The sequence below is a fragment of the Pseudomonas frederiksbergensis genome (assembly GCF_003732665.1).
GTDB classification, from domain to species: Bacteria; Pseudomonadota; Gammaproteobacteria; order Pseudomonadales; family Pseudomonadaceae; genus Aquipseudomonas; species Aquipseudomonas frederiksbergensis_G.
The window spans coordinates 26,816-43,075 of record NZ_MOBP01000007.1 but is presented as its reverse complement, the minus strand read 5'-3'; the positions used below and the strand labels follow the sequence as shown (position 1 = coordinate 43,075).

Genomic DNA, 16,260 nt, shown 5'->3' with positions numbered 1-16,260 from the left:
TTTATGATCGGAGCTGATCATGAATAACAACAACAAAGACAAAGACCAAAGCCTTACGCAAATTGAAACCTATGGGGTCGAACAGATCCCGGACAGCGAACGTACCGCAGGCCCGACGGACTTGTTCCGGATGATCTTCGGCGGTTCCAATACCTTTGCCACCGCCGTGCTCGGCAGTTTCCCGGTGCTGTTCGGCCTGTCGTTCCAGGCCGGTGTCTGGGCGATTGTGCTGGGGGTGTTGCTGGGTTCGCTGATCCTCGCGCCGATGGGCCTGTTCGGCCCGATCAATGGCACCAACAACGCCGTGTCTTCCGGTGCGCACTTCGGCGTGCACGGGCGGATCGTCGGTTCGTTCCTGTCGCTGCTGACCGCCATCGCCTTCTTCTCGCTCAGTGTGTGGAGTTCGGGGGATGCGTTGATTGGTGGGGCAAAACGCCTGATCGGCCTGCCGGAAACCGACCTGACTTTGGGCCTGGCTTACGGTCTGTTCGCGATCCTGGTGCTGACCGTGTGCATCTACGGTTTCCGCTTCCTGCTGTGGGTCAACAAGATCGCGGTGTGGAGCGCCAGCCTGCTGTTCCTGCTGGGCATCTTCGCTTTCGCCGGGCCTTTCGATGTGAACTACGCGGGCACCGTGAGCATGGGTCAACCAGGCTTCTGGGCCGCGTTCATCGGCGCTGCGCTGGTGGCCATGAGCAACCCGATTTCCTTCGGCGCGTTCCTCGGTGACTGGTCACGCTACATCCCTCGCGAAACGCCAAAAGGCCGGATCATGGCGGCGGTGGTGATCTCGCAGATCGCGACCTTCATCCCGTTCCTGTTCGGCCTGGCCACCGCGACCATCGTGGCGATCAAGGCACCGGACTACATCGCGGCCAACAATTATGTCGGCGGTCTGCTGGCGGTGTCTCCGAGCTGGTTCTTCCTGCCGGTGTGCCTGATTGCGGTGATCGGCGGCATGTCCACCGGCACCACCTCGCTGTATGGCACCGGGCTCGACATGTCCAGCGTGTTCCCTCGGGTGCTGTCGCGGGTCAAGGCGACGTTGCTGATTGGCGTGATGTCGATTGCCTTCATCTTTATCGGGCGCTTTGCGGCGAACCTGGTGCAGAGCGTGTCGACCTTCGCCGTACTGATCATCACCTGCACCACGCCATGGATGGTGATCATGATCATCGGCCTGGTGGTGCGTCGCGGCTTCTACTGCCCGGATGACCTGCAAGTGTTCACCCGTGGCGAAAAAGGTGGCCGCTACTGGTTCACCCACGGCTGGAACTGGCGTGGCCTGGGTGCCTGGATTCCGAGTGCACTGGTGGGTTTGTGCTTTGTGAACCTGCCGGGGCAGTTCGTGGGTGTGCTGGGCAACCTGGCCGGCGGCATCGATATCAGCCTGCCAGTGACCCTGGGCCTGGCCTCGCTGGTGTACTTCGCGCTGCTGAGCCTGTTCCCGGAACCACGGGAAGTGTTTGGGCCGCAGGATGCGCGCAGCCGCGGCGCCAATACCGTCGCAAAGCCTGAACTCCGTCAGCCCGCCTGACACCGATTCAACTGTGGGAGCGGACTTGCTCGCGAAGACGGCGGCACATCCAACATCGATGTGACTGAAAGACCGCATTCGCGAGCAAGCCCGCTCCCACAGAGAGCAGCACCACTGAACACCTTTGTTTCACCATAAAAAAGACAATCGGAGACACGCCATCATGGCATTGGATTTATTCGTCGTACTCATCTACGCCGCCGCGATGCTGATACTCGGCTATTACGGCATGCGCAAAGCCAAGACCAACGAAGACTTTTTGGTCGCCGGTCGTAACCTGGGCCCGAGCCTGTACATGGGCACCATGGCCGCCACCGTGCTGGGCGGCGCATCCACCGTCGGCACCGTGCGCCTGGGCTACGTCCATGGTATTTCCGGTTTCTGGCTGTGCGCCGCACTGGGTTGCGGGATCGTGGCGCTGAACCTGTTCCTCGCCAAACCGCTGCTGAAACTCAAGATTTACACCGTTACCCAGGTCCTGGAGAAACGCTACAACCCGATGGCCCGCTCGGCGAGCGCGGTGATCATGCTGGCGTACGCGCTGATGATCGGCGTGACCTCGATCCTGGCCATCGGCACCGTGCTGCAAGTGCTGTTCGGCCTGCCGTTCTGGATTTCGGTGCTGCTCGGCGGTGGCGTGGTGGTGATCTACTCGGCCATCGGCGGCATGTGGTCGCTGACCCTGACCGACATCGTCCAGTTCGTGATCAAGACCGTGGGCCTGATGTTCATCCTGTTGCCAATCTGCCTGTACCGCGTCGGTGGTTGGGACGAGTTGGTGCTGAAACTGCCGGCGACTGCCTTCAGCTTCACCACCATCGGTTGGGACACGATCATCACCTACTTCATGATCTACTTCTTCGGGATCCTGATCGGCCAGGACATCTGGCAACGTGTGTTCACCGTCAAGTCCGCCAAAGTCGCGCAGTACGCCGGTACGTTTGCCGGTTTCTACTGCATCCTCTACGGCCTGGCCTGCGCCCTGATCGGCATGGCCGCTCACGTGCTGATCCCGGATCTGGACAACGTCAACAACGCCTTCGCCGCCATCGTTAAGCTGTCCCTGCCGGACGGTATCCGTGGCCTGGTGATCGCTGCGGCACTGGCCGCGATGATGTCCACCGCCAGCGCCGGCCTGCTCGCCGCTGCCACCACCCTGACCGAAGACCTGCTGCCGAAACTGCGTGGCGGTAAACAGTCGAGCCTGCGTATCAACCGCCTGTTCACCCTGTTCACCGGCATCGTCGTACTCGGCATCGCCCTGATCGTGAACGACGTGATCAGCGCCCTGACCTTGGCCTACAACCTGTTGGTGGGCGGCATGCTGATCCCGCTGATGGGCGCGATTTTCTGGAAACGCGCAACCACCGCCGGCGCTATCGCCAGCATGGGTATGGGCTTCGCCACGGCGCTGGTGTTCATGTTCAAGGATGGCCTGGATGCCAACACCCCGATCTACTACAGCCTGGGTGTGGGTCTGGTGAGCTTTGTGCTGGTCAGCCTGTTGTCCCGTCGCCCGGCGGTACTCGCCAGCGCGGCCTAAGCTTTCTATAAAGAACTGATGCTTTCTTCGACGGGTGTGGCGTCGGTTGCCACACCCGTTTTTTTTCGTCTGGAGAAAACCTTTGATGAAGATTGTTTCTCGCGATCAGTGGTTTGAGGTCAAAACCCTGGCCGACGGCATTCGCCTGATTCACGAGCCTTACATCCGCCCCTTCTACCGCTGCAACCTCTGGCACATCCAGGGCCGCGACAAGGACTTGCTGCTGGACAGCGGCTCGGGGCTGGTGAGCCTGCGCGAGCAACTGCCGTGGATCACCGAGCGACCGTTGGTGGCGGTGGCGAGTCATTGCCATTTTGACCACATCGCCGGGCATCACGAATTCCCCGAACGACTGGTACATCCGGCCGAAGCGCAGATCCTCGCCTCGCCGGACGGCGAGAACACCTTGAGCACGGCGTTTGTCGGTGACGAGATGTTCGAGGCGCACCCGGACTGCCCGTTGTGCTATGCCGAATACCGGGTCAAAGCCGCGCCGGCCACGGGTCTTATTGAGGAAGGCGATGTGCTGGACCTGGGTGATCGCGTCCTGCAAGTGCTGCACACGCCGGGGCATTCGCCAGGTGGCATCAGCCTGTATGAAGCGGCGACTGAAACCCTGTTCAGCGGCGACATCATCTACGACGGGCCGCTGATCGAAGACGCCTACCACTCCAACCTCGACGACTACGCCCGCAGCTTGCAACGCTTGCACGCGCTACCGATCCGCACCGTGCATGGCGGGCATTTCGGCAGTTTTTCCGGGGAACATTTGCGCACGATGATTGACGAGTGGCAGCGCTGCCACGGCTGAAGCCTGCTGTACTCAGCCCAGGGACAACAACAATAACGCCCTCGAAGAACGACCATGAAAAGAGCCGCCGTTCGTGCTGCCGTGCACCGCTTTATCAGCCGCCTGCTGGAACGTCAGGATGACTTCGACGACAACGCCAGCCTGGCGCAGTTGGGCTTGGATAAAGAAGATATAGAGGAGTTGATCTTCCATCTGGAAGATGAGTTGGGGTTGACGGCGTTTACGGCGGAGGAAGACCGGATGCTCAAGGACGCCAGGACGGCGGAGGATTTGAGTCGGTTTTTGGTGAGGATTGGACGGGATTGAGAATGCCTGCCAAACACACCGATATCTATGGCAGGGAGGCTTTTGTGGCGAGGGGGCTTGCCCCCGTTGGGCTGCGAAGCGGCCCCGAAACCATTCACCCCGGTTGTATCAGACGGACCGCGTCATGTGATTTACGACTGCTGCGCAGTCGAACGGGGGCAAGCCCCCTCGCCACAGGCAAGCCCGTTCGCCATAGGCACTGTCTGCAACTTACCGGCGGCGCGGCTGGCGTCGACGCTGTTCGTCGTCAGTGCGGATTGGCACAGGTTGCAGAGGCGGTTCGATCAAACCGAGTGCGACACCCAGGTCGTGCAGCCAGTTTTGGATTTTCTCTTTCATGGTGCCCCCTTCAGGGTAGTGCCGAGTGGCGCAATTCTGTAGCCACTTCGCACTGATAATAGTCCGAAGTGCCAAGCAATGCTCGCCCAAGATCGCAATGATCTGTTACTGAATTGATCCAAATAACTGACCAATAGTTCAAGCTGTCGCCAGGGCAGGGCTGGACGCCGCTGGGAAAGCCAATTGTTGTTGCTCCAGCCAAGCGTTCAAATTCGCCCCGAGCATGCCTTTGCGCCACATCAGCCAAGTGGTGGCGCTGGCAAACGGCTCGGCCAACGGGTGCACCGCCACGCTTTCGCGGCCCGGCAGGCTGGCGAGCATCGACTCCGACATCAGCGCCACCCCAGAGCCGGCGATGACGCAGGCGAGCATCCCCGGATATGACTCGATCTCCATCGCCCGGCCCATGGCCGCGTGGTAATGGGCGAACCAGGCTTCCAGGCGCATCCGGTAGGAACAACCCTGGCGAAAGGTGAACACCGAGCGCCCTTGCACATCCAGCGCGCTAAGGATCGGCGGGTGATCAGCCTCGCTGATCAGCACCAACCGTTCGTCGCACAGCGGCACGCCGTCGAGTCCCGCCAGTTCCAGCGGACCGTCCACCAGCGCCGCATCGAGTCGCCCGGTAAGCAGACCTTCCAGCAATTCGCCACTGGGGCCGGACTGCACTTGCAGGTTCACTGCCGGATACGTGCGGTGATAGTTCGCCAACAGCCCTGGAAGATGAATGGCGGCCGTGCTGTACATGGTGCCGAGCACGAAGTCCCCCGCCGGTTGCCCACCCTGCACCGCCGCGCTGGCTTCGTCGTGCAGGGCAAACAGCTTGGCGGTGTAGTCCAGCAGGACTTTTCCCGCAGGCGAGAGTTGCAAACGCTGACGCTCGCGCAGGAAAAGTTCGACGCCCAGTTGCTCTTCCAGTTGTTTAAGCCGGGTCGACAGGTTCGACGGCACCCGGTGCAGGCGTTCGGCCGCGCGAGTGATGGAACCCTCTTGCGCAACGGCCTGGAAAATCCGCAATTGGCTGAATTCCACACCTTTCTCCTTATCAGAACAAGTTACTCACTATTATTCATTTTTAAAGAAAGTCAATCAGTCCTAGCCTGACGGTCATTGATCCTCTGTCGGAATTCAGGCCATGTCCCCTCTGATTCGCTTAACCGCCAGCTTTATCGCCTTGATGATGGCCATGGGCATCGGGCGTTTCGCCCTGACGCCGCAACTGCCGCACCTGCTCAGCGAAGGTCAGATCGACCTGACTGCCGCTGGTCTGATTGCGGCGGCCAACTACTTTGGCTACTTCGTCGGCGCGGTGGACGCCATGTTCGCCCGGCGCCACCACCATGTACGCCTGCGCCTGTTGGGTGGGTTGTGGCTCTGCGTGTTGCTGACCCTGGCATCGTTCTGGGCCAACGGCTTCTGGTCCCATTTGCTGCTGCGTTTCGGCACTGGTGTGGCCAGCGCCTGGGTGTTGGTGATGATCACTGCATTGAGCCAGCCATTGGCGGCAGCGGCCGGTCGGCCACGACTGGGGGCGCTGGTCTTTGCCGGACCGGGATTGGGGATTTTTCTGACGGGGATGTTGGCCCTGGTCTCACACCTGTTGGGGCAAAGTTCGGCGACTTTGTGGCTGATCTATGCGGGCGTCGCGCTGGTGATGTTGCTGGGGATTCTGCCGTTCCTGCCACAACCCACGACATCGGTTGCAACGCCGACCGTTAATTCTTCAGGCAACCAGGGCATCGGCCGTTTAGGGCTGATCTATGCCTTGTACGGTTTGGGTTACATCATCCCGGCCACGTTCCTGTCGCAAATGGCCAATGCACAGTTCCATGGGCAATGGATGGCGGACTTGTTCTGGCCGTGCTTCGGCCTCGCAGCCGCTATCGGTGTGCTACTGGTGAGTTTGCGTCGACACACCCCGAATGCCACGCGCCATTGGCTGATCGCGACCTTGTGGCTGCAAGCCGCCGGGGTCTTCGCCTGCTTGCTGGGCAGCGGCCCGGGCCTGGCGCTGGGCGTGATCCTGTGCGGCACGCCATTCCTGGCCTGCATGCAATTGGTGATGCAACGCTCCCGGGAACTGGCGCCCCACGCCACCCAACGCAACGCCGGGCTGCTGACCGCGTGCTTCGCCGTGGGTCAGCTTGCCGGGCCATTGCTGGCGGCATTGAGCAGCCATTTCAGTGGTGGCCTGCAACCCGCGCTGGTATTTGCCGCAAGCGGTTTGCTGATCGCCGGCGGCTTGCTGCTGCGCCCGCTCACGGCTGGCCGAGGGCTTTGCGCAAACGACGGCGCACCCACTGCTCAGCGCTGACAAAGGTGATGCCAAGCAGCACCAGCACCGCGCCGATCACGAAGTTGAGGCTCAGGTCTTCACCCAACAGCACCACGCCGAAGGTGACGCCGAACAGCGGCGTCATGAACGAAAACACCGCCAGATTCGCGGCCAGATAACGGCGCAACAACCAGAACCAGGTCAGGTAACTGAAGAACGACACCACCAAGCCCTGGAACAGCACGCTGGCCACCGCCACGGTGGTCAGGCTGACGTGGGTGACCTGACCGCTGAGCATCGCGATCAGCAACAGGCCGACGAACCCGACGATCAACTGATAGAACAACGTCAGGGTCACCGGCGCTTCCGACAGACGCGAGGCGCGCACCACCACTGTCGTCGCACCCCACGAGGCGCCGGCCAGTACGCCCAACGCATCGCCCATCAACATGCGATGGTCGAGGTTATCCCAGGACACACCGCCGGCAAACGCGATAGCGATCCCGACAAACGCGAGAAAAATCCCCAGCCATTGCACCGGCCTTAAACGCTCACTGGGCAACAGCCAATGCACGCCCAGTGCGGTGAAGATCGGCGCGGTGTAGAGGAACACTGACATGTGCGCTGCGGTGGTCAGTTGCAAACCTTCGGAAATGAAGAAGAACTCCAGGCCAAACAGCGCACCGGCGAGTAGTCCACCGCGCCACGTATGACTGACCTGATCCCAACCACCCTTCCAGCAGATGAGAAGTCCTACAAGCAACGCAGAAATACCCGACCGCCCGGCGGCTTGCATGACCGGCGCAATATCCGGCGCCGCCCACTTGATCATGACTTGCTGAACACCCCAGATCAGGCACAGCCCCAGCATCACTTGCAGGGCAAACCCATCGGCGCTACGCCGGGTGGCGCTCACCGGAACACCTCGACAACACAATCCATGGCAGGGACTCGACAGTAAAAAGCAAAGCCCCGGCTCAAGGCCGGGGCGAAAAATTATGCTGTCGATTATTAACCAGTTGGCCAGAAAATGCCGCCTGCCAGAGATACGCCGGTTAAAGATAAATCCCTGTGGGAGCGGGCTTGCTCGCGAAAGCGGTGCGTCAGTCGATATAGCTGTTGCCTGACACACCGTCTTCGCGAGCAAGCCCGCTCCCACAGTAGGAATGCGATATCAGGCGGTGGCGGCCACTGCCGATTGATGAGCTTGCTCACGCCAGGCCAAAACAAAGTAAATCGCGCCACCAAGGAAACAACCGGTGAACCAGGCGAAATTGGCCATCGGTTGCAGCACCGGGGTGAAGGTGATCGCCACGCCCATCAGCGTTGCAGGAATCAACGCCTTGACCGCCGTCCAGTTGACCCCGCCGCTGTAGTAATACTTCCCGCTCGGCCCGTCATTGAACAGCGCATCCACATCGATCTGCTGCTTTTTGATCAGGTAGTAATCCACCAGCAAAATCCCGAACAACGGACCGATAAACGCCGCGAGTATGTCGAGGGTGTAATGAATCACTTCGGGGTTGTTGAACAGGTTCCACGGGGTGATGAAGATCGACGCCACCGCCGCGATCATACCGCCGGCACGCCAGCTGATTTTGCTGGGGGCGACGTTGGCGAAGTCGAACGCCGGGGACACGAAGTTGGCGACGATGTTGATGCCGATGGTCGCGGTGACAAAGGCGAAGGCACCGAGCAGCACCGCCACGCTGTTGTCGATGCGGGCCACGGTGGCAATCGGGTCGTGGAGCATTTCACCGAACACCGGCAAAGTGCCGGAGACGATCACCACGGTCACCAGGGAGAACGCCAGAAAATTTACCGGCAGGCCCCAGAAGTTTCCGCGACGCACGTCCGCCATGCTCCGGCAGTAGCGACTGAAATCGCCGAAATTCAAGGTCGGCCCGGAAAAGTACGACACCACTAGCGCCGTCGCGACGATCACTTGTCCGAAAGCTTCCCAACCGGACAGCGATTTTTCCGCGAGGGTGAAGCTGATGTTGCTCCAGCCGGCCTGCCAGACGATCCAGCCCGCGAGCATGAACATCACGCCGTAGACCACGGGGCCGGCCCAATCGATAAAGCGGCGGATCGACTCCATGCCCGTCCAGAACACCAGCGCCTGAACGAACCACAGGCTGAGGAAACCGAACCATCCCAAGTAGGACAAACCGGCAAAGTGCGGTTCGGCGTAGGCCGCCACCGTAGGAAAAAACCGCAACACCACGATGATCAGCGCACTCGACGCCAGGTACGTCTGAATTCCGTACCAGGCCACCGCGATAAGGCCGCGAATGACCGCAGGAATATTCGCCCCGAACACCCCGAACGCCAATCGGCAGATCACCGGGTACGGCACCGCCGCTTGCTGGCTCGGTTTGGCGACCAGGTTGGCGATCAACTGCACAATGCAGATCCCACCGAGCAAGGCGATCAACACCTGCCAACTCGCCAGACCGAGGGCGAATAGACTGGCGGCGAACACATAACCGCCGACGCTGTGCACGTCGCTCATCCAGAAAGCGAAGATGTTGTACCAATTCCATTTCTGCGGCAGCGGCCCCAGGTCCTGGTTATACAGGCGGGGGCTGTAGCCGTTGGGCACTTGCTCGGTCATCGCGGGGCTCCTCGTCAGTACCGGCCCCTCACACTGCGTACGGGAGCCGGCATCGTTTGTATACGAGTTGCTACGCAGAATGCGTGCCATGCGGGGAAAAGGTGTGGCAGATCGGACCTTCAGCCGCGAACAGGCCTGAGCGCTGAAGTCATTACGAGAGGGAAATTGCCCACGAACAGGGCATCTGCGCCTGCAAACAGTGCAGGGCTTTCTGTATACAACTGGATTGGGTGACTGCTGCGCAGTCAATTCGCGAGCAAGCCCGCTCCCACAGGAATTTGCGTTTGCCGAAGATCTTCATCCCCCACAAATCCCCTGTGGGAGCGGGCTTGCTCGCGAAGGCGTCATCACAGACAACTCAACTCACCGCACCCTACGCATAACCCAATGCCCAACAGTGCAAGCCACACTGGTCGCAAACATGCCCCACACCATATCCATCACCGCCAACTCCGCCGACCACCCTTTCAACGTCGCCCAGTTGCTCAGGTCATACGTCCCGTAAGCCACCAACCCCAACAACGCCCCCAGCCACGCAGCCCGTCGCCAGCTCAGTGCCGGCAACACCACGAACACCACACAACCGAAGACATAAAGGAGATAGAACACCGCTGCCGGGGCCAGCAGCGGTTGATCGAGCATCAGGGAACCGAGCAGTGCGCGGTAGGTCGGCGCCATCAACACGCCGAGCCACAGGCCGTCGAGCACCAGAAACGCCAGCAAGGTGCCGGCGTAGGCAAACAGAGCTTTTTTCATTGCAGTCCAACCCCATGTCATCGACCTACATGGGGCCGGCGCGTGGTCAGCTTAGTTCAATGCGATCAGCATGAATGACGATCTGACCGTTCTTGTACAACGCGCCGATGGCCTTCTTGAAGTTGCCTTTGCTGACGCCGAACATGCTGCTGATCAGAGTCGGATCGCTCTTGTCGCTGATCGGCAGGGTGCCGTTGTTATCACGCAACTTGGCGAGGATCTTCGAATTCAGGCTGGTGGCGGCTTCTTCACCGACCGGTTGCAGGCTCAGGCTGATCTTGCCGTCGGTACGGACTTCTTTGATAAAGCCCTTCTCTTCTTTACCGGCGCGCATGAACTTGAAGATTTCGTTCTTGTGGATCAAGCCCCAGTGCTTGTTGTTGATGATCGCCTTGAAGCCCATGTCGGTCGCTTCGGCCACCAGCAAATCAACTTCCTGGCCCGGGGTGTAGTTGGACGGGGTTTTGTCCAGGTAACGGTCCAGACGCGCCGTGGCGGTGATGCGGCGGGTGTGCTTGTCGAGGTAGACGTGCACCACCACATACTCGCCGGCGGTCATCTGGCGTTTTTCTTCGGAGTACGGCAGCAACAGATCCTTCGGCAGACCCCAATCCAGGAACACGCCGATGCTGTTGACTTCAACGACTTTCAAACTGGCGAACTCACCGACCTGAACTTTCGGCGTTTCGGTAGTTGCGATGAGTTTGTCATCGCTGTCCAGATAAACAAAAACGTTGAGCCAATCTTCATCTTCGCTGGGAATATCTTTAGGGATATAACGATTCGGCAGAAGGATTTCACCATCCGCGCCACCGTCCAGATATAAACCGAAGTTAGTGTGTTTAACCACTTGCAAACTGTTGTAGCGCCCGACTAAAGCCATTTCCAATACCCTCATTGCGTGGGCGGCATTCTACCCGGTTTTGCGAGCCGCGTTCGCCAGCCAGCCCGGTGGAGCAAGAAAATCCTCCGGCGGCCTTAATTTTCCTGGGCTGGCCGACAGGTTTCTCGCCGCTCGTCTGACCGTTTCGCCAGCCCTGGCCAGCATCCGGCGTCGCAAAACGGACTTTTCACCCACCTATGTTCTTATTTAAAACAGCAGCTTAGCCGGATAATTCGAACAATAACTTGTGAATTATCGAGTAGTGGCCTCGTTTATTTCAGGGGATATTTACCAAGCAATTGTCAAGTATTTCCTGTACGATGCCTGGCCAAGTTAATTTTCTACAGGTTAATGGCCGCCATGCGTGTAAAAGCATCCAACAGCAAAGCAAAGCCAGCTCCAGCCGTTGAAACCAGCGAATCGATCAACAACCAGATTGCTGCGTTCCTCAAGTCCGGTGGCGAGATCCAGCAAATTGCCAAAGGCGTCAGCGGCCAGACATTCGGCCCGTCGAAGCAAATCACGCTCGGCAAAAAGTAATACCCTGCTTTAACTGGTCCTTAAGCGCTTTGAACTTCGAAGCGCTTGGACTGGAACCTCCCCGCCACACCCCGCAAAACCCATCAATATTTCAGAAATCGACGAACGGCCCTCAATGCCGCGCATTCGCCGGTATGCTTGCACACGTCTAGATTAAGCGTTTCAGCAGATTTCGGTTCCTGCTTCCTCGCTGTCATGGAGTGACGCATGCTCAAACCCTCCTATCTATTGCTCGGCGCCCTCCTCCTGTCGTGCTCAAGTGCCAACGCGCAAATCTTCCAGCGCGAATTGGGCGACTTCGACCTCAAACTCGGCACCACCCCCAGCCGCAGCATGGCCCAAGGGCTGGTCAAGCCCGCCAGCACCGGCTCATTCCACGGCGGTCTCGACCTGAGTCACGACAGCGGCTTCTACGTCGGCCAATGGTCACCGAGCGCAGGGCTGAACCCGGGCACCAACCTCGAAATCGATTCCTACATGGGCTTCAAACAACCCTTCGATAAAACCCTCGGCTACGAAGTCGGCATGATCCATTACAGCTACCCGAAAGTGGACACCCTCGACAGCCAGGAGCTGTTCGGTGGCCTGACCTTTCTCGGCAGCCGTTTCGGCGCTGCCTTCAGCAACGACCCGGATAAGCAGAACAGCACGGTGTTCGCCGACCTCGGCGGTAATCAGCCGTTCGGCATTGGGATCAGCATGAAATACACCACCCACCAGCTCAACGCCCCGGTGTCCGTCGACGGTGGCATGGTTGGCAGTTTCACCGACTGGTCGCTGCAACTGTCCCGAGCCTTCATGGGCGTCGACCTGGACCTGATCTACAGCGACTCCAACCTCAGCGGCAGCGACTGCTCCGCCTACTCCGGGCACAACACACAGTGCGATGGGCTGGTGACGCTCAAGGCCGAACGCGCCTTCTATTGATCGGCTTGAACTGCCGGGCTTATCTTGCGTTCACATAGAGACACCTTCAAAGCAGCCACGCATTCGCAAGGACTCGCCCATGTCGCGCTGGTTTAAACGCCTTGCCGTCCTCCTCACCATCACCCTGGCCCTCGGCGCATGCAGTCGCATGGGGCTCGCCTATCGCAACCTCGACGTGATCATTCCCTGGACGCTCAGCGACTACCTGGACATGAACGGCGAGCAAAAAGGCTGGTTCAACGAGCGCCTCAAGGAACACCTGAGCTGGCATTGCACCACCCAATTGCCGGGTTACCTGGACTGGCTCGACCGGCTGCAAGCCATGGTTGAAACCAATCAGGTGACCGACGAAGCGCTCAAGGCCCGCACCCAGGAAGCCAAGCAAGCCATCGCCCAGACCGCCAGGGAAATCACCCCGTCGGCCATCGAATTGTTGCAGGGGCTGAATGACCAGCAAGTGGCGGAGATGAACGATGCCTTCGCCAAGGACCAACGCAAACGCCAGGAGGACTACCTCAAGCCGTCCCTCGATCAGCAAATCAAGGACCGTGCCGAGCGCATGAGCAAACGCCTGAATGACTGGCTCGGACCGCTCAGCCCGACGCAGCAGCAACGCGTCATGGCTTGGTCGAACGCCCTGGGTGACCAGAATCAGCAATGGATCGCCAACCGCGTGCATTGGCAGAAGCAATTCAGCGCGGCCGTGGCGCAGCGCCAAGGTGCAGAATTCCCACAGCGCATCGAGACGCTTCTGGTCAATCGCGAGAGTTTATGGACAGCGGATTACCGCCAGGCCTACGCCAACACCGAAGCCCAGGCCCGGGGGTTGCTGGTGGATTTGATGGCAGAAAGCACGCCGGCTCAGCGGGAGCGGTTGTTGAAGAAGATTGATGGGGTGAGGAAGGATTTCAATGATTTGAAATGCCTTAAAGCAGCGAAGCAGAGTTAGACCCAACGCAAATCCAGTGTGGGAGCGGGCTTGCTCGCGAAGGCGTCGTGTCAGTCGATATTCATGCTGACTGAAACGACGCCTTCGCGAGCAAGCCCGCTCCCACATTGGTTATGGGGTGTTATCAGGCGATCTGCGCCTTCGACGCCACTTCATCAAACGTCACTTCATCCAGCGCATCCTGCTGCTCATCCAGCACCTGGCGCGGGTGGTTGTTACCCGGAATGCTGCTGTCGATCAGGCTCAATAAACTCGAGCCCCGCGGGGTCAAAATGTAGTTTGAGCCAGACCCACCCTGCTCTTCAGGTCGTGGCTTTATATAGCCGCGCGCCAGTAGTAATTTTTCGTACTCGCCGGCCACCGCTTTCAAATGGTCCAGGTTTTCAGTCGGCTCGCCTTCCGTCGCTTTCTCTGCCGCGTACTGCTCGGCATAGGCTCGTGGCGTATAGCTGACGTCACCGTTCTGCACTTCGTGCAGCAAGCGTTCAATCAAATCCCAGTTATAAGTCGTCATCCTTTCAACCTCCAAGCCAGAGTGTGTGATGGCCTTCATAGGTTGTGACCGGCGGCGCGGGCAGCCGTTCAGCCGGGTTTTTGAACGGCGCTGACCGGTGGTATGTCGAAACTCCCACAGGCCGAACGACTAGGCTGTGTAAGCCAACTCCCAGCATCCTGCAGGAGAAAACCCGATGAACATTCAGAATCATCCCGTCGTATCGCGAGAAGAATGGCTCGCCGCCCGCAAGCAACACCTGGCCCACGAAAAAGCCTTCACCAAAGAACGCGACAAACTCAGCGCCGAACGCCGCGCCCTGCCTTGGGTGAAGATCGACAAGGACTACCACTTCCAGGGCCTAAACGGCGAACTGAAACTGGCCGACCTGTTCGGCGACAACAGCCAGTTGATCATCTATCACTTCATGTTCGCCAAAGGCTGGGACGCAGGCTGCACCGGTTGCTCATTCCTGTCCGACCACATCGACGGCGCCAACCTGCACCTGGCCCACCACGACGTGGCGGTGGTGGCGGTTTCCCACGCACCGTTCGCCGAATTCCAGGCCTTTAAGCGGCGCATGGGCTGGAAATTCGATTGGGTGTCGTCAGAAGGTTGCGATTTCAACTACGACTTTGGCGTCTCCGCCCGAGCCGAAGATGTCGCGGCCGGAACGGCTACCTACAACTACGAAAAATCTGACTGGACCGAGGAAGAAATGCCCGGCCTCAGCGTGTTTTATCGCAACGAAGCCGGCGACATCTTCCACACCTACTCCAGCTATGAACGGGGCCTGGACCTGCTGGTCGGCGCCTACAACTACCTCGACCTGACGCCCAAGGGCCGCAACGAAGAGGAAATCATGGAGTGGGTGAAGCACCACGACAAATACGACGACAAAGCATCCTCCAGTTGCTGCCACGGAGGATAAACGCCCCCCCTGTGGGAGCGGGCTTGCTCGCGAAAGCGGACTGACATTCAACATTTTTGTTATCTGACACACTGCTTTCGCGAGCAAGCCCACTCCCACATTCGGGATCAAGAATCTGGTGGCATCGGCTTCTTCACAAAATCCACAAACGCCCGCAGCGCCGGGGCCATTTGCCGCTGACTCGGGTAATAAAGGTAAAAACCGGGAAAGGCCGGTGTCCAGTCTTGCAACAGATGGACCAACCGGCCAGCGCTGATGTGCTCCCGAACCTGATGCTCAAACAGGTACGCAATGCCAGCACCCTCAAGCGCCACACGGGTGAGCATCTCCGGTTCGGTGACCACCAGCGGACCTTTGACCGAAATCGCAAGGCGTTCGCCCGCACGCTCGAACTCCCAGCGATAAAGGCTTCCATCGGTGGGCCAGCGATAAGACAGGCACTGATGCTCGCTCAAATCGTGAGGCGTATGCGGCGTGCCGAACTGCTCGATGTAGGCCGGTGAGGCCACGACCATCATTTCCAGATGCCCGCTCAACTCCACGGCGATCATGTCCTGGTCGAGGCTTTCACCAAGCCGAATACCCACATCAAAACCGCCCGCCACCATGTCCACCAGACGCTCATCGGTCACGATGTCGAGGCTCACGCCGGGATACGTATTGAGGAACGGACCAATCAGCGGCGCCAGGTAGTGAATCGCCGCCACCCGTGGTGCATTGATGCGCAGTCGGCCGCTGGGCGTACCCGGCGTTTGCGTGACCCCGGCCAGAGCCGCGTCCACCTCGTTCAGCGCCGGTTGCAGGCGCAGCAGCAGCCGCGCGCCGGCATCGCTGGGCGACACGCTGCGGGTGGTGCGGTTGAGCAGGCGCACATCCAGACGCTCTTCCAGCTGACGGATGGTCTGGCTCAGCGCTGACGCCGACATGCCCAAATGAGCCGCCGCCCGCACGAAACTGCCATGCTCGACCACCGCGACAAAGGCCCGAAGCTGGGCGTATTCACTGCCTCGCATTATGTATGGGTTCCTTAATAAGTTGGGCCGATACTAACGCATTATCAAAGCAATGCGTCCGTCAATGTTCGTACAGACATCTGACCTCGGGGCTTCGATGCGGGCGGAGTTGTTGGCGTAGTCGGTGTGTTGCTGGCCAGAGACGTTGTTGTCCTGGGAGGTCATGGTGCGTTCGGTGACGATGTCGCTAAAATTCCTACGCTAACCTCGGAAACTGGTGCCTTGCATGGCCCGATCGATGAAGCTTATAGTCCGCCCGTCGCCCATATGGCGATTCAGGTTTGGCGACCTGATTACAGAGAATGCGAAGGCTATCAGCTTAATTGCAGGCGCCAACGCA

General features: G+C 59.4%; 17 protein-coding genes. 9 read left to right on the top strand and 8 right to left on the bottom strand.

The annotated features are described in order from the left end of the window. The first annotated feature begins 19 nt into the window (after nucleotides 1–19). The 4 genes from BK665_RS14020 to BK665_RS14005 all read left to right on the top strand — a co-directional run bounded on the left by BK665_RS14020 (nucleotide 20) and on the right by BK665_RS14005 (nucleotide 4,197). Entirely contained in the window at nucleotides 20–1,537 is a 1,518-nt protein-coding gene (locus BK665_RS14020; RefSeq protein ID WP_123406409.1) for a purine-cytosine permease family protein, read from the top strand. Nucleotides 1,538–1,700: 163 nt separating this feature from the next. After that, nucleotides 1,701–3,080 (top strand): sodium:solute symporter family protein, encoded by a 1,380-nt coding sequence (locus BK665_RS14015; RefSeq protein ID WP_123406407.1) that lies wholly within the window; start codon nucleotides 1,701–1,703, stop codon nucleotides 3,078–3,080. 85 nt (nucleotides 3,081–3,165) lie between these two features. Continuing rightward, a complete protein-coding gene (locus tag BK665_RS14010) occupies nucleotides 3,166–3,891 on the top strand; it encodes an MBL fold metallo-hydrolase (RefSeq protein WP_123406406.1) in 726 nt (241 codons plus the stop codon). A gap of 54 nt (nucleotides 3,892–3,945) precedes the next feature. Further along, entirely contained in the window at nucleotides 3,946–4,197 is a 252-nt protein-coding gene (locus BK665_RS14005; RefSeq protein WP_123406404.1) for an acyl carrier protein, read from the top strand. A gap of 210 nt (nucleotides 4,198–4,407) precedes the next feature. Here the strand turns inward: BK665_RS14005 and BK665_RS34805 are convergent, their stop codons facing one another. Both BK665_RS34805 and ptrR read right to left on the bottom strand, forming a co-directional pair. Continuing rightward, complete coding sequence (locus tag BK665_RS34805) at nucleotides 4,408–4,536, bottom strand: PA1414 family protein (RefSeq protein WP_003184145.1); 129 nt, start codon at nucleotides 4,534–4,536, stop codon at nucleotides 4,408–4,410. Between the two features lie 138 nt (nucleotides 4,537–4,674). Next, nucleotides 4,675–5,568 carry a putrescine utilization regulator PtrR gene (gene ptrR / locus BK665_RS14000; RefSeq protein WP_123406402.1) on the bottom strand — a complete coding sequence of 298 codons (894 nt, stop codon included), beginning with the start codon at nucleotides 5,566–5,568 and terminating at the stop codon, nucleotides 4,675–4,677. Nucleotides 5,569–5,671: 103 nt separating this feature from the next. Here ptrR and BK665_RS13995 point away from each other — a divergent pair, with 103 nt between their 5' ends. After that, complete coding sequence (locus tag BK665_RS13995) at nucleotides 5,672–6,850, top strand: MFS transporter (protein WP_123406400.1); 1,179 nt, start codon at nucleotides 5,672–5,674, stop codon at nucleotides 6,848–6,850. Here the strand turns inward: BK665_RS13995 and BK665_RS13990 are convergent. From BK665_RS13990 to BK665_RS13970, 4 genes are all read right to left on the bottom strand, one after another. Beyond that, complete coding sequence (locus BK665_RS13990) at nucleotides 6,795–7,727, bottom strand: DMT family transporter (protein ID WP_123406398.1); 933 nt, start codon at nucleotides 7,725–7,727, stop codon at nucleotides 6,795–6,797. The genes BK665_RS13995 and BK665_RS13990 overlap by 56 nt on opposite strands. Before the next feature lie 258 nt (nucleotides 7,728–7,985). After that, nucleotides 7,986–9,428 (bottom strand): NCS1 family nucleobase:cation symporter-1, encoded by a 1,443-nt coding sequence (locus BK665_RS13980; RefSeq protein WP_123406394.1) that lies wholly within the window; start codon nucleotides 9,426–9,428, stop codon nucleotides 7,986–7,988. Nucleotides 9,429–9,791: 363 nt separating this feature from the next. Next, nucleotides 9,792–10,184 (bottom strand): DUF2177 family protein, encoded by a 393-nt coding sequence (locus tag BK665_RS13975; RefSeq protein ID WP_123406392.1) that lies wholly within the window; start codon nucleotides 10,182–10,184, stop codon nucleotides 9,792–9,794. Nucleotides 10,185–10,230: 46 nt separating this feature from the next. After that, nucleotides 10,231–11,067, bottom strand: coding sequence for a CvfB family protein (locus BK665_RS13970; protein WP_123406390.1), 837 nt, complete (start codon nucleotides 11,065–11,067; stop codon nucleotides 10,231–10,233). A gap of 351 nt (nucleotides 11,068–11,418) precedes the next feature. Here BK665_RS13970 and BK665_RS13965 point away from each other — a divergent pair, with 351 nt between their 5' ends. The 3 genes from BK665_RS13965 to BK665_RS13955 all read left to right on the top strand — a co-directional run bounded on the left by BK665_RS13965 (nucleotide 11,419) and on the right by BK665_RS13955 (nucleotide 13,483). Then, nucleotides 11,419–11,607 (top strand): PFL_1563 family small protein, encoded by a 189-nt coding sequence (locus tag BK665_RS13965; RefSeq protein ID WP_017337097.1) that lies wholly within the window; start codon nucleotides 11,419–11,421, stop codon nucleotides 11,605–11,607. A gap of 207 nt (nucleotides 11,608–11,814) precedes the next feature. Next, entirely contained in the window at nucleotides 11,815–12,534 is a 720-nt protein-coding gene (locus BK665_RS13960; protein WP_123406388.1) for a TorF family putative porin, read from the top strand. 79 nt (nucleotides 12,535–12,613) lie between these two features. Then, nucleotides 12,614–13,483, top strand: a complete 870-nt coding sequence (locus BK665_RS13955; protein WP_123406386.1) for a DUF6279 family lipoprotein — start codon at nucleotides 12,614–12,616, stop codon at nucleotides 13,481–13,483. Nucleotides 13,484–13,607: 124 nt separating this feature from the next. Here the strand turns inward: BK665_RS13955 and BK665_RS13950 are convergent, their stop codons facing one another. After that, nucleotides 13,608–13,997: a transcriptional regulator gene (locus tag BK665_RS13950; RefSeq protein WP_123406384.1), complete on the bottom strand. Its 390-nt coding sequence runs from the start codon at nucleotides 13,995–13,997 to the stop codon at nucleotides 13,608–13,610. A gap of 175 nt (nucleotides 13,998–14,172) precedes the next feature. Here BK665_RS13950 and BK665_RS13945 point away from each other — a divergent pair, with 175 nt between their 5' ends. After that, nucleotides 14,173–14,907 carry a DUF899 domain-containing protein gene (locus BK665_RS13945; RefSeq protein ID WP_123406383.1) on the top strand — a complete coding sequence of 245 codons (735 nt, stop codon included), beginning with the start codon at nucleotides 14,173–14,175 and terminating at the stop codon, nucleotides 14,905–14,907. Between the two features lie 107 nt (nucleotides 14,908–15,014). On the opposite strand, the gene BK665_RS13935 is transcribed toward BK665_RS13945, so the two are convergent. Further along, on the bottom strand, nucleotides 15,015–15,920 hold the full coding sequence (locus BK665_RS13935) for a LysR family transcriptional regulator (protein WP_123406381.1): 906 nt from the start codon (nucleotides 15,918–15,920) through the stop codon (nucleotides 15,015–15,017). Nucleotides 15,921–16,260 lie beyond the last annotated feature (340 nt).